A 13217-nucleotide genomic window follows, 5' to 3' on the forward strand; every position below is an offset into this window, starting at 1 on the left:
ATCAACCCCAAGTCGGATGGAACTTGCCTGCTGGGGACAAAGTGAAAATCTCGCACCCCGTCGCCGTCACCCCGACCGAATGCTCAAACTGCGCTGACAGCGATTTATCGCGCGTCACCGCCGTCCAGTCATCGGCCAGCACTTTGGTTTCGGGACGGCCCAGATTAACCATCGGCTCGATGGTGAAAATCATGCCTTCCTCCAGAACCGCCCCAGTGCCCGGACGTCCATAATGCAGCACATTCGGCGGCGCGTGGAATACCCGGCCAAGCCCGTGACCGCAGAAATCGCGCACCACTGACATGCGGTTGGCTTCGACATAGCTTTGAATGGCATAGCCAATATCGCCAAAGGTATTGCCCGGCTTCACCGCGGCAATCCCGCGCATCAGCGACTCGTGCGTCACTTCAATCAACCGCTCGGCCTTGCGCGGCACAGCGCCCGCCACATACATCCGCGAGGTATCGCCGAACCAACCGTCGACGATCACCGTGACATCGACGTTCAAAATATCGCCATCCGCCAAGATCTTAGCGCCGGGAATACCGTGGCAGACCACATGGTTGACGCTGATACACGAAGCGTGTTGATAGCCCTTGTAGCCGATCGTCGCCGAAACCACGCCACGCCGCTCAATCTCCTCACGGATGAAATCGTCAATCACTGCTGTGGTCACGCCCGGCTTGATATATTCTGCAACCATATCAAGGATTTCCGCAGCGCATCGCCCGGCCGCGTGCATGCCTGCGAAATCCGCATCTTCATAGATGCGGATGCCATTCTTGGTGACGCGGCCACGGATATCTTCCACGGGTAATCCTCCGGTTTGGCCTTAAATAAGCGATGCGCAGCGGCTTTGCCAGAGGTGGAGTGCGCTGCGATCACGCGAGTGTCTCATCTGTGAAGGTCCCCAATCTGTGAAGACAGCCCTCTGGCCTGTTGCCCCGGCTTTGCCCTATGCTTGGCCGCAAGAGAAGGAGCGTCCAAATGCCCAACCCCACAGCCGCGATGCTGGTAATCGGCGATGAAATCCTGTCGGGCCGCACCCGCGATTCAAACCTGCATTACATTGCCTGTGAGTTGACCAAGCACGGCATCACTTTGGCCGAGGCGCGGGTGGTGGCGGATGATCATGCCGAGATCATAGCTGCGGTGCAGGCTTTGTCGGCCAAGTATGATCACCTGTTCACCTCTGGCGGCATTGGCCCGACACATGACGATATTACCGCTGATGCCATAGCCGCCGCGTTTCAGACCCCGATCACCCACCGCGCCGATGCGATGGCGCTGATGAGCGCGCACTACGAACGCCAAGGCCTGCCGTTCAACGAGGCGCGGCAACGCATGGCGCGGATACCCGATGGCGCGGTGCTGATCGAAAATCCGGTGTCGATTGCGCCGGGGTTTACGCTGGAGAATGTGCATGTGATGGCCGGGGTGCCGAAGATATTCGAGGCGATGCTGGCCTCAGTGCTGCCCACCCTGACAGGCGGTCCGCCACTGCTCAGCCAGAACCTGAGGGTCTTGCGGGGAGAGGGCGAAATTGCCGCCGATTTTGGCGCACTGGCCGCCGAATTTCCCAATCTGTCGATGGGGTCTTATCCGTTCACCCAAAACGGCGCGTATGGCACCAATCTGGTGATCAGGGGCATCGATCCGGGGCAGGTCAGTGCGGCGATGCTGCGGCTGACGGAGTTGTTTGGATGACGCCAGAACAGCTTTTGTCGGTGATGGAAGCCACTTGGGGCCCAGCCTCTGCCACGCGGCAGGGGCCTTGGACCATTCGCAATGGCTTGGGCGGCGGCAAACGTGTGTCAGCAACAACTGCCGAGGGCGATTGGCAAGACACCGATATTCCGCAGGCCGAGGCCGCGATGGTGGCGCTAAATCAGCCCGCGCTGTTTTTAATCCGCGCAGGTGATGGCTTGCTTGATCAGGCCCTGATGGCGCGCGGCTATCGCATTGTTGATCCGGTGGTGGCCTATGCCGCCCCGCTTGCGACACTGCCGCAGGCACCCGATCCTATGACCACTTTCCCGCATTGGCCACCGATGGCGATTGCCGCCGATCTGTGGGCCGAGGGCGGTATCGACCCGGCGCGACTTGTGGTGATGGACCGGGTACAGGGGCCAAAAACCGTCATACTTGGGCGCGCGCAGGACCGTGCGGCGGGCACAGCGTTTGTCGCGATCCATCAAAACATCGCCATGCTACACGCGTTAGAGGTCACACCCAGCCAGCGTCGGCAGGGTTCCGCGCACAATATCTTGCGTGCAGCGGCGGCTTGGGCGCAAGCCAATGGGGCAGATACGCTGTCTTTGGTGGTGACTGTCGCCAATGATCCGGCGCGCAGGCTTTATGCTTCCTTGGGGATGCAGGCTGTGGGACAATATCACTATCGACAGAAATGAGCCCAGCAGAGGCCAGACCCTTGAAAACTTGCCCGTTCCGAGTGGCTACTTACCTCGCAGCCTTCCTGTCAGCCGCTTCTGCACAGGCGGCACCGCAGTTGAAACTGCAATTCCCCAGCCCATCCGAAACAACCTTGCAACGCAGCGAAGCCCTAGCCTCGTTTCGCCTTGCCGTCGGCCCCTACAAGAGTGGTGAGATTGCCACCGAACTGACCGAAGGGGCTTTGGTTCAAACCGCGTGGCGTATCGCGATGCCGGGGTCTTCGACGCTGGAGATGATCCAGACTCTGCGGGCACAAATTGCAGCAGCTGGCTTCAAGGTGATCTTTGAATGTGAGACCGAAGCCTGCGGCGGCTATGATTTTCGCTATGGCACCGAGGTGGTGGCCGAACCCGATATGCATGTCGATCTGGGCGATTTTCGCTATCTGGCGGCAGAACGCATCGGGCCAGACGGCAAAGAATATCTCGGTCTGATGGTCAGCAAATCGCCCGAAAATGGCTTTGTGCAACTGACCCGGATTGGCGGTGCGGCGGCGATGCAACTGGTGGCTTCGACCAAATCGACCGAACCACCGAAGCCTGCCACCTTCGCGCTGAAGCCGACCTCCCCCGTGACTACGCCCGAAGCCAGCACCGATCTGGACAAAACCCTTGATCTTGGTCAGTCGCTGGTGCTGGAAGATCTTGTGTTTGGCTCGGGCTCCTCGGCGCTCAGCGACGGCACTTATGCGTCGCTTACCGCGCTGGCGGGCTGGTTGCAGGCCAATCCGACCAAAGCGGTCACGCTGGTCGGCCATACCGATGGCTCGGGCGGGCTTTCGAGCAACATCGCGCTGTCGAAAAAACGCGCGGACAGCGTGCGGCAAAACCTGATTGCGCAATATGGCGTGACGGCGGGCCAAGTCAGCGCCAATGGCGTCGGCCCGCTCGCACCGCGGTCCAGCAATCTGACCCCCGACGGCCAGCAGCAAAACCGAAGAGTCGAGGTGGTACTCACCTCGACCCCAGAGTAATCATCGCACCATTTACAAACCTGTGTTGGCGCTAAGGGTCTGATCTCACCAGGTATCCGGGCCTTTATCCAGATAGCGGCGCGCCAGGAAGTCGATGAAGGCACGCACTTTCGGCTGAGTGAAACGCCCCGGCGGATAGACCGCATAGATGCCAAGAGTTTCGACTGGCAGGCCGGGAATGGCCTCTTCGACCTGACCGCTTTTCATCGCATCAGCATAAAGGAAGCTGGGCAGATAGGCGATGCCTAGCCCGGAAATCGCCGCATTCAGCAGGCTTTGACCGTCGTTCACCGTCAACCATCCCGCCGTGCGCACTTGCCGCTTTTCGCCCGAAGGGGCCGAGACTTTCCACACATTGCCGTTGGCTTGGTTGGAATAATGCAGCAGCTTGTGATCGTTCAGATCGTCAATTTTCAATGGCCGGCCATATTTCTGGAAATACGACGGGCTGCCGATCATCCGCTTGGTGGTGTCGGTCAGCTTGCGGGCGCGCAGACTGCTGTCCTCTAGGTCGCCAACCCGAATGGCCATATCAAAGCCCTCAGAAATCAGCTCCACATAACGGTTGTTCAGCACCATATTGACGGTGATGTCAGGGTATTCCAGCAGGAAATCCCCCAAGATCGGCGACAGAAGGTTCACCCCAAAATCCGTGGCAACCGAGATCCGCAGCAGGCCCGAAGGCGCCGATTGCATCGAGGTCACCAAGGCATCCGCCTCGCCCGCATCGTTCAAGACCCGCCGGGCGCGGTCGTAATAAGCAAGGCCGATCTCGGTTGGAGAGACGCGGCGGGTGGTGCGGTTCAGAAGCCTCGCACCAAGGCGAGCCTCCAGCGCGGAGACATGTTTCGAAACGGCAGATTTCGAAATCCCCATCTTCTTCGCAGCATCTGTAAAGCCGCCTTGGTCTACGACCGTGGCAAAGGCTTCCATTTCAGTAAGTCGGTCCATTGTTTTCCCCAAGCGAGCAGAGTGGGCAGATGTGACCTTATTGATCGCCAAATCGGGCAGGATCGGGGCGCGCTTGCGTTCTATGCGGGGTATTACTGCGCATCGTTGATGGCACGGAAACACCGGAACAAGGGATTAGCTGCGCGAACCTGCCTTAATTCTCAAACTGCAGTCGCGAAATCGCCCCGCCATCGGGCGCATTGAACAGACTCAACTTGCCCGAAAGCTGCAAGGCAAACTGCCGCGCAATGCTGATCCCTAGGCTTTTCGAGGTTCCCACATCAAAGTCCTCGGGCACACCTTTGCCAGAATCATGCACATCCAGCGTCACCAGATGCCCGCCACCCTCACGCGGCTCCTGCGACAATGAGATCGTGATCACCACCGCAGCGGCTTCCGGGCCCGCGCTGTGCTCGACCGCGTTCATCAGCAATTCGCTGACGATCAGCCCGAGGGGGATCGCCTTTTCATGCGCCACCTGCACCGGGTTCAGCTGAAACTTCAGCGTTACATTGACCCCAGCGCCCGCCGCGTCGATGGTATCCGCTGCCATATCCTGAATGAAATCCGCCACCACGACTGATTGGAGATTCGGCGAGTGCAACCGACGTTGCAGCCGCGAAATTGTGTCAATCCGCACCTGCGCCACCTTTAGCACCTGCTTGGCCTCGGCATCCTTGGTCTGCCCCGCCTGAAGGCGCAAAAGCGCCGCCACGGTCGCCAGATTGTTTGACACCCGATGCTGCAATTCTGAAAACATCAGCGCACTGGATGACGCCAGATCATCACTGCGCTGTTGCGCCGCCCTCAGCCGCAGCAAGGCTTGCTTCACCGCGCTGATCAGCAAAATCTCAGTCAGCACAACCAAGGTGTAAAACCCCATTGCCACCGCAGAAGCGCCGTTCAGGCTAAGGCTTTCCATCGGCGCGATGAAGAAATAGCGCGCGGCCAAACCGCTGGCCACCGCCACCACCACCCCGGCCCGCACCGAAGCGAACGCCGAGGTCAGCAGTACCGCCGGAAAGAATGTCAAAAATGGAAACCCCGGTGGCAGAATAGGGTCACAGAGGAAGCGCGCATACAAAGCCAGCGCGAATCCACTGGCCGCAAAAGCAACCTCATACCACAGGCTCCGTTTGGCCAATGTCATCTCGGTGACCCGCGCCAACATACCCTGCGGCGCATCGCCTTGAGTCGGCCAAACCTGTGAGGGGGTTTCGATCCCGTCCATTGCCCGATTACCTTGTATCTAAAGGCGCTTCACATGCGCGTCCTGCCGCATAAATGGGACAAATCTTGCAACTTGCAAATAACCTACATCTGTTTTTGAAACGGCGCAGATCAACTGTTGGCGGAGTTATGTGCGTAAGCCACACTTCGCTGAAATAGTCTGAAATATCGCAAAAAAAGACCGCAGGGCGAACCTGCGGTCTGAGGTAGCCTTCAGGGAGAAGAAGGCAGGGAAGATCAGAAACCCGGTCAGAGTCGCGATTTGCCGTTCAACAGCCGCGCGATCAGCGAAATCACGAACAGAGCAAGGAAGATGAAGAACAGGATCTTGGCGATGCCGGCAGAGGTGCCGGCGATACCGCCAAAGCCCAAAGCGGCGGCGATCAATGCGATGACAAGGAAGGTCAGGGCCCAGCTCAGCATGGTGTTTCTCCTGTAATATTTGACGGCGGGTTGCGTTGGCTGCCGTGGATATGATGCTGAACTAACCCGCGCCGCAGGCTCTGGTTCCCGGCTATTTTGCAGTCCTGCAAAATGGACAAAGTGCGGAATGTTCATCTGGCCCGATTTTTTCGGGAACCTTCGGGAACCAATTCAAAGCCGACTGCGTTGTTCTGGCAGAGATGCGATGACGGCACAGCTATGGGTTTCGCGCCCAGACTTGAGCCAAGCCGTGTCCCGGTGGCAGGGCTTGGCTTTGCTGCTGACGTTTCAAACCGGATCTGCTGCCTGATCGTCTGGGGCCTCTCCAGACGCCTGGCCGCGCTATGAGACAAAGGACAGATGATGAACGCGAACAGCTTCAAAGACAACGCAACTGACGCAAAGACTGCAGCTGACAATGCCATTGATGATGCGGTGGATAAAGTGGCTCAAATGGGTCGCAAGACGCGCGAAGGTGCCGCCGACGCGTTGGATGACGCGAAAGACATGGGCCAAACCGCCGCGCGCAAGCTGAAAGCGCAGGCCGCCGAGGCTGCCGCTGCTGCCGAAGATCGTCTCGATGATCTGAGCGATGCGGCGCAATCGGGCTTCCGTTCGGCCAAATCCAAGCTTGCGGATGGCAGTGATCGTCTGGCCAAAGCGCTGCATGATGCGGCGGATGGCACGCGGGCGGCTTCGGGCCGGGTGGTTGAGGCTGTGTCGGACGTGGCAGATCATCTGCGCGCAGACTCACTCAGCGATCTTGTCACCAGCACCAAAGCTTATGCGCGCCGTCACCCCGGCACCGTCGCCGCGGGTGCCGCTGTACTTGGGTTTGCCTTTGCGCATTTGATCCAATCGCAGGCCCGCAACCGCAACCGTCGCGGATAAGCCCGCACAGAATAGGCCCAACGAAATAGGAGAGCCTGATGCGAATGGACAATCTTGAACCCGATCTGATCGAGCGCCAGCTCCAGAAAGATCGTGCGGCGCTGAAAGCCTCGCTTACAGCCCTTGGCGACCGTTTTACCCTGCAAGGCCTTGGCGGCGATCTGCTAAGCCATGCTCAAACGCTTGGTAACGTCGCCCGCGCCAATCCGGTGCTGGTCTCGGTGGCAGGGGCCGGTCTGGCGTGGTATCTGCTGCGCCGCAACGCTGCCGCCCCCGAGACCGATGGCCTCAGCGGCACGGCTTACGAGGCACAGGCGCGCTGGGAAGACGAAGGCGGCCCGACGCAACCGCTCGAAGACGATGATTTCGACTGGATCGCAGAGGCCGAAGCCCTACGGGCGCAAGCCAATGCCAGCCTGCACAAGCTAGAGGCGCTGGCGCTGGACGGCCTTGAATACGCCAAACAGCGCGCGGCCGTGTTGGCCGATCTGGCCCGCGATGTGCGCAAAGCCATGCGCCGGGGCTTGGATCAGCTTTCCACCGCCGCACAGGATCGTATTCTGGCGGCGCGCGAAGCGGCCTATGAGGCGCAGCTTTCCTTGCGCGCTTCGACCGCCAAGGCGATCAATGATCACCCGGTTGCCATCACCGGCGCTGCTTTGGCGTTGGGGGCTGCGGTTTCGGCGGCTTTGCTGCGCCGCCCCGCGCATGACCGCAAACTGGCGCAAGAACGTGACCGTTTGCTAGAGGAAACCCGGCGTCTGCTCGCGCATGAACGCCGCCGCGCCAATGAGGCGATGGACATTCTGGCCGGAAGCCGCAGCCTGCGTAACTCCTCGTAGCGCAGACTGCCGGATTTCAGGCCCGGAAAGGCGTCGCTGTCGCAAGACAGCGACGTTGCTTTTTGTCTGCCCCTAGCTCAACGCGGTCTAAGGCTCAAAGCCTTCGCGGATCGGGAAATCCACCGTCACATCCACCGCTTCGGGCGTGTTGGCGACACTGACCGCGCCGCCGATCTGCTGGGCAAAACCGCGCACCAACTGGGTGCCAATCGCAGTAGGCGTCGGTTGATCCGAAGCCGCCGTGCCCAAACTCGCCGGACCTTTGATATGCAGCCGCGCCTTTTGCTGCCCCTCCAACAGCCGCAGCGACACCTCAACCTGCCCCATCTGTGCTTCACTCGCAGGCATCCCCGCCAGCAGTTCAGTCAACAACAGTGCAAGCGGCACCGCCTGATCCGGGATCAGTTGAATCGGCTCAAAATCCGTGGCGATCGGCGTTCTTTTGCTGGTCGGCTTGCCCATGCCGCTGATCTGCCGGATCACCCCCGAAAACAGTGCGTCCATCTTAACGTCTTTCTGCCCCGCGGTCTCATAGAGCCCCATATGCACCGTCGCCAAGGCCATCACCCGATCATGCAGCCCCTCTAGGATATTGCGCACTGCGATTGTTTTTTCCTGCCGGATGTGAATCCGCATGATCGACGCAATCAGCTGCAAGCTGTTGCCGGTGCGGTGATGCACCTCGCGCAAAAGGATTTCTTTTTGTCGCACGATGTTCTCGAGCTCGGCTTCTTCGTGCAGGATGGTCTCTGTCAAAACCGCATAGGACCGCCCGAGTTCGATGATCTCCGCCGGGCTGCCCTTCAGATCCAGCACCACCCGCTTGCGATCCCCGCCGGCAAATGCGGTCATTGCACTGCCCAAATGCCGCATGTGGCGCGCCACCAATGTCTCGGCCCCCAGCAGCGCCACGCACATCGCGGCCAGCCACATCAACAGCGGAAACAGATAGGGGCTGATGTTATAGCCCAGCACAATCACGCTGTCGGCCCGGCTCCATGACCCCAGCACGAATAACCCGTCAGCCATAGGCACCAGCGAGAAAATCCGCTGCTCGCCGCCCACAGTCCGAGCCAGGAATGTCTGCGCCCCGCCTGCGGCCAGATCCTGCAGCGATTTGTCAATCGGCACGCTGAACGGTGCATTCCCCAGACCGACGGAGGAGGTCAGCACCGTGCCGTCGCCATCAAAGGTCAGTAAAGCCAAAGGGTCGCGCGGGCTGGCATCGGCCACAACGATGCCAACATCCTCAAGCGCCTTATGCGGCATCGACGCCGAAATAAACCCGATCCGCGCGCCAGTGGCATCATAGACCGGATGCGACACCCCCAACACCGACACCCCCGAAACCGGCCCCTTCGGGTTGACCGAAAAGCCGGGGTGATCCAGCGTGGCCACCCTCGGAAACAGCGGATTGGTGGAAAAATCAAAGTCTTTCCCGGTCGAGGCGCAGGTCATTTTGCCCGACAGCGGCACAAAAGCGACCAAGGACAGCGCAGGCTCTTGTGCCGCCACCGCCGCCATCAAACGCCGACAGGCGGCAGTATCGGCCAAAACCGGCCCCACGCTCTGCGCCAAAGTCGCTACCATCACCTGCGCCGATTGGATCAACCGGATTTCTGGCGCCGCCGCCCGGGTGGTTTCATCCATGATCGCTAGGTTGGCCCGTTGATCGGATTCGCTGTTGGCGGCTTGCGTTTGCACCAGACCCAGAAACCCCAGCGGCAGCATCGCGACCGCCGCCATCAATGCCAAACGCGCGCCAAGCCGTTGGTAAAACGGCGGGCGCGCATCAGAGAACGGCCGGGGTGGGGCCGGTTCTGTCATCCCATCGCGGCCGCAGCCCGCCCGATCACCGCATCGGTGACGGCATCGACGCCCGAGAACATGCCCTCGCCCTCTGCCAGACCCAGCAGATGCGCCAACCGCTTGCGCGCCCGCGACGCCCGGCTTTTCACCGTGCCCGCCGCCACACCCATCATCGCGGCGGCTTCTTCGGTGGTAAACCCCGAGGCCCCGACAAGAATCAACACCTCGCGGTGTTCATCCGACAAGGTATCAAAAGCGCGCAGAAAATCGGTGAAGGCCATACGCCCGTCGTGATCGGGCTTTACACTCAGGGTGGCGGCATGGGCACCATCCGGGTCGGCAACTTCGCGACGGGATTTGCGCAAGGACGAATAATAGGTGTTGCGCAGAATGGTGAACAACCAGGCCTGCAAATTGCTGCCGCGCTGGAATTTGTCGATACCGGCCCAAGCCTTCAGAATGGTTTCCTGCACCAAATCATCCGCCGCCGTGACATTGCGCGTCAGGCTGATCGCAAAAGCGCGCAGCGGGCGCAGATGCTCGACCAACTGGTCGCGCGGATCAATATCCGAAGCCGCAGCGAGGTTCATTTCTGCACCCCGTTCTGCTGCGCCTCTTTGTCTTTCAACTGCTGCAACAACAGCTTAAAGCGGTCTGGCACCTCCTCGACCAGCGCCGACTGGTACACCCGCTTGAGGTTTTCTTCGATTTGAGCCTTGATCTGATCCGCTTGACCATCCTGCTCCGGTTTCGATCCCTGATTATGCATTTTCACAATTTCCCGTCCTACTCAGGGAACCAAACGCACGCCCATGCGTTTGGTTCCCAAGAAAATCTATGAGGGAGTAAAAAAATGAGCAATGACGCTACCGCAAATCTTTCCGATCTGGTCGCCCTGCATTTGCCCAGCCTGCGCCGTTATGCGCGCGCTTTAACAGGCAATCAAACCAGCGGCGATCAGTATGCGCTGGCCGCTTTGGAAACGGTTTTGGCGGATCCTGCGTTGATTGCGGATGCAAGCGATGCCAAAGTGGCGCTGTTCAACGTGTTCCACATGGTTTGGGCCAGTTCTGGCGCCCCTGTAGCGCAAGCCGACAGCCGCCTGTCTGCCGCGGCCCAAGCACATATGGCCGAATTGACCCCGAACAGCCGCGAGGCGTTGTTGCTGCATTTCATTGAAGGCTTCAGCTTGGACCAAATCAGCGCGATCATGCAGATCGACACCGAAGAAGCCCAAGGCCTGATCACGCGCGCCCTACATGAGATGACCGGCACCGTCAGTGGCCGCGTCATGGTGATCGAGGATGAAGCCATTATCGCAATGGACATCATCGCCATCGTTGAGGCCATGGGTCACCAGATCACCGGCGTCGCCCGCACGCGCAAAGAAGCGGTGGCGCTGGCCAAGGCGGATATGCCCGATCTGATTTTGGCCGATATTCATCTGGCCGATGCCTCCTCTGGCATCGACGCGGTGAACGAAATCCTTGGTGGCTTTGAGCAGATCCCAGTGATCTTCATCACCGCTTTCCCCGAACGCCTGCTGACCGGGCACCGTCCCGAGCCTGCCTTCCTGATCAACAAGCCCTACACCGAAGAACAGGTGCGCTCGTCGGTCAGTCAGGCGATGTTCTTCGCCTCGACCGAAACCCTGATGACCAAAGAAAACGCCTGATCCTCAACAACTTAATGGCCGCCGCGCATCGTCGTGGCGGCCTTATGGCTACGCCAATGGTCCCAGCAACACATTGCGGTTCATCTTGAAGGACCGCCCCTCGACCAGCACGCCGTAACCCTGCCCCGCCGCCCAAGCCATCAGCGCGTCACTGTTCTTGTGATCGACCTCAAGGAAGATCGGTGGCCGTGACGCCGCGATGCTCTGCTCAAAGCCGCGCAACACCTCCAACTCCATCCCCTCGACATCCACCTTCAGAAAATCAATCGGCGCGCCATCCAGCAGCGCATCGCCCGAGCCCATGCTGATCTGCCCCTCGTCCGAGGCCACCAGCCGCGTCGCCCCCAGATTTTTCTCGCGCGCCTCAAGACTCATCGACGGCGCATCGCTGCGGTCCGACAGCCCATAGCCCAGCGTCGACAGGTTCACCCGGTCCAGCACCCCATTCAGGATCATATTCGACAAGAACAACTCATAAGCCGCCGGGTTCGGCTCAAACGGAATGCTCACCGAGGCCCCCAGCAGCTTCAGCGCATAGATCGAATGATTGCCAATATTCGCCCCGGCATCGCAAAACACCCCACCGCGTGGGAAATACTGCGCGATCAGCTTCAACTCCTCCGGCTCATAAAACCGCCCCTTGGCGTGGCGCGCCTGAATCCGGTCTTTGCGATCGGCCACCGTGAAGAATATCGGCACGCCGTCATAGACCGAGCGCGTGACCTGCGTGCGGCGCGGATTGGTGAAGATATCCGGGCTTGCGATCATCGCCAAAGCCGTCGCAGACAGATGAGCGGGCGGGCGGGTCATATCCATCGGCAAGGGTCCATTCGGTCAAAGCGGGCAATCGTTGCGGTCAACATCACCCGCTGGCGTGCTGGGGTCAACGGCCCGCGACGCCACAGTAGATTTGCTGTTCCCTTTCGCAGCCCTTTACCCTATAGGCCTGCGATACATGCGTGTGAGCCCGCTCTAGGCAGAATCATCCCTTCATCCCTGAGGGGGCCTTGGGGCTTTTGCGCGACATATTTGAGTTGACCCCAAGGATACCATACCGATGGCAAACACTGCCCAGTCCAAAAAACGCGCACGCCAAGCTGATGCTCGTCAAGACATCAACAAAGCCCGCCGCTCGCGCATCCGCACCTTCCTGCGCAAAGTTGAAGAGGCTCTGGCTTCCGGCAACCAAGACGCCGCCGCTCTGGCGCTGAAAAACGCTCAGCCTGAACTGGCCCGTGGCGTTTCCAAAGGTGTCATGCACAAAAACACCGTATCGCGCAAAATCTCGCGTCTGGCTTCGCGCGTCAAAGCGCTGGCAACCCCGGCTGCCTAAGGCGCTCGGCTGACCAGCCAAGTTGACCTCACGTCACGATAGGGCGCGCGCCGAAAGGCCGCGCCCTATCGCATTTCCGCACAGAAACCCTGCCGCAGAATCGGTCACGTCCGCTGTCCTGATTTCCGAAAACGCAAGCAGCTTGCCGATTCCAACTTCTGATTTTCGTGGCTTTTCGCCCGCAGCGTTGCCGAATTGCACGGTCCGGGGGATTCGCGAAAGCAAACTCCTGTCAAGCAACAAGATCGGTTGCAGGGCCCCGCGGCGGCTTGCTAACTTGCCCAAGCGATTCACTTCGTCTGGGGGACATGACGCCGTCAAAGTAGAAAAATCAGGAGCGCAGCTGCCAAGCCAAGCGTAAAACAACCTGATATTATCCTTTGCCGTCCGAATGTTACACTGCTTGCGCCGAGATTCGGCCAACAGAGGCATAAAACACAGCCACCGGGTCACCCGGTTGCGGTTGTCATAATTTTGTCCCCGCCACCGGGCAGGGACGCTCAAGCAGGCGTGGTGGTTTCACCTGCCGAACCTGAGTGTTTTTCCGGTGGAAACAGTCGTGCTGAACCGCGTGGGAACGTGGGACAACTAGAAAGCGCCATCGGTCTCCGAAAGGCGCTTGGGGAAGACGAGACA

The 13217-nt window shown here is 59.8% G+C and carries 15 protein-coding genes; 7 read left to right on the forward strand and 8 right to left on the reverse strand.

Features of this window, described 5'->3' with window-relative positions; translation table 11 throughout:
- Position 1: 1 nt before the first annotated feature.
- Positions 2–811: a type I methionyl aminopeptidase gene (gene map / locus ACS5RD_RS24090; RefSeq protein WP_054008224.1), complete on the reverse strand. Its 810-nt coding sequence runs from the start codon at positions 809–811 to the stop codon at positions 2–4.
- A 176-nt stretch (positions 812–987) separates the two neighbouring features.
- Between map and ACS5RD_RS24095 the strand changes: the two genes are divergently transcribed.
- Genes ACS5RD_RS24095 through ACS5RD_RS24105 form a run of 3 tightly spaced genes read left to right on the forward strand, consistent with a single transcriptional unit; the run spans position 988 to position 3427 of the window.
- Positions 988–1707: a competence/damage-inducible protein A gene (locus ACS5RD_RS24095; RefSeq protein ID WP_054008225.1), complete on the forward strand. Its 720-nt coding sequence runs from the start codon at positions 988–990 to the stop codon at positions 1705–1707.
- Positions 1704–2411, forward strand: coding sequence for a GNAT family N-acetyltransferase (locus ACS5RD_RS24100; RefSeq protein WP_489929441.1), 708 nt, complete (start codon positions 1704–1706; stop codon positions 2409–2411). The genes ACS5RD_RS24095 and ACS5RD_RS24100 overlap by 4 nt, the downstream gene beginning before the upstream one ends.
- Positions 2412–2431: 20 nt before the next feature.
- The gene (locus ACS5RD_RS24105; RefSeq protein ID WP_489929442.1) at positions 2432–3427 is read left to right on the forward strand and encodes an OmpA family protein; all 996 of its coding nucleotides are present in this window, start codon (positions 2432–2434) and stop codon (positions 3425–3427) included.
- A 45-nt stretch (positions 3428–3472) separates the two neighbouring features.
- Here ACS5RD_RS24105 and ACS5RD_RS24110 read toward each other — a convergent pair whose 3' ends face one another.
- From ACS5RD_RS24110 to ACS5RD_RS24120, 3 genes are all read right to left on the reverse strand, one after another.
- Positions 3473–4378, reverse strand: a complete 906-nt coding sequence (locus tag ACS5RD_RS24110; protein ID WP_054008228.1) for a LysR family transcriptional regulator — start codon at positions 4376–4378, stop codon at positions 3473–3475.
- A 154-nt stretch (positions 4379–4532) separates the two neighbouring features.
- Positions 4533–5609 (reverse strand): sensor histidine kinase, encoded by a 1077-nt coding sequence (locus tag ACS5RD_RS24115; RefSeq protein WP_489929443.1) that lies wholly within the window; start codon positions 5607–5609, stop codon positions 4533–4535.
- 248 nt (positions 5610–5857) lie between these two features.
- Entirely contained in the window at positions 5858–6031 is a 174-nt protein-coding gene (locus ACS5RD_RS24120; RefSeq protein ID WP_426036330.1) for a DUF1328 domain-containing protein, read from the reverse strand.
- Positions 6032–6394: 363 nt separating this feature from the next.
- Here ACS5RD_RS24120 and ACS5RD_RS24125 point away from each other — a divergent pair, with 363 nt between their 5' ends.
- Both ACS5RD_RS24125 and ACS5RD_RS24130 read left to right on the forward strand, forming a co-directional pair.
- The gene (locus ACS5RD_RS24125; protein WP_489929444.1) at positions 6395–6922 is read left to right on the forward strand and encodes a hypothetical protein; all 528 of its coding nucleotides are present in this window, start codon (positions 6395–6397) and stop codon (positions 6920–6922) included.
- Between the two features lie 38 nt (positions 6923–6960).
- The gene (locus ACS5RD_RS24130) at positions 6961–7764 is read left to right on the forward strand and encodes a hypothetical protein (protein ID WP_489929445.1); all 804 of its coding nucleotides are present in this window, start codon (positions 6961–6963) and stop codon (positions 7762–7764) included.
- Positions 7765–7851: 87 nt separating this feature from the next.
- On the opposite strand, the gene ACS5RD_RS24135 is transcribed toward ACS5RD_RS24130, so the two are convergent.
- The 3 genes from ACS5RD_RS24135 to ACS5RD_RS24145 are packed head-to-tail and all read right to left on the reverse strand — an operon-like array spanning position 7852 to position 10342.
- Positions 7852–9591, reverse strand: coding sequence for a sensor histidine kinase (locus ACS5RD_RS24135; protein ID WP_489929446.1), 1740 nt, complete (start codon positions 9589–9591; stop codon positions 7852–7854).
- A complete protein-coding gene (locus tag ACS5RD_RS24140; protein WP_054008234.1) occupies positions 9588–10163 on the reverse strand; it encodes an RNA polymerase sigma factor in 576 nt (191 codons plus the stop codon). Before ACS5RD_RS24140 ends, ACS5RD_RS24135 begins: the two co-directional genes overlap by 4 nt.
- Positions 10160–10342 carry a NepR family anti-sigma factor gene (locus ACS5RD_RS24145; RefSeq protein WP_489929447.1) on the reverse strand — a complete coding sequence of 61 codons (183 nt, stop codon included), beginning with the start codon at positions 10340–10342 and terminating at the stop codon, positions 10160–10162. The genes ACS5RD_RS24140 and ACS5RD_RS24145 overlap by 4 nt, the downstream gene beginning before the upstream one ends.
- Before the next feature lie 84 nt (positions 10343–10426).
- Between ACS5RD_RS24145 and ACS5RD_RS24150 the strand changes: the two genes are divergently transcribed.
- Positions 10427–11248 (forward strand): response regulator, encoded by an 822-nt coding sequence (locus ACS5RD_RS24150; RefSeq protein WP_054008236.1) that lies wholly within the window; start codon positions 10427–10429, stop codon positions 11246–11248.
- Between the two features lie 48 nt (positions 11249–11296).
- Here ACS5RD_RS24150 and ACS5RD_RS24155 read toward each other — a convergent pair whose 3' ends face one another.
- Positions 11297–12064 (reverse strand): FkbM family methyltransferase, encoded by a 768-nt coding sequence (locus ACS5RD_RS24155; protein WP_489929448.1) that lies wholly within the window; start codon positions 12062–12064, stop codon positions 11297–11299.
- Between the two features lie 241 nt (positions 12065–12305).
- On the opposite strand from ACS5RD_RS24155, the gene rpsT reads away from it, so the two are divergent.
- Complete coding sequence (gene rpsT, locus ACS5RD_RS24160; protein WP_054008238.1) at positions 12306–12581, forward strand: 30S ribosomal protein S20; 276 nt, start codon at positions 12306–12308, stop codon at positions 12579–12581.
- The last annotated feature ends 636 nt before the right edge of the window (positions 12582–13217 follow it).

The sequence above is a fragment of the Cypionkella sp. PAMC25878 genome, from assembly GCF_058135695.1.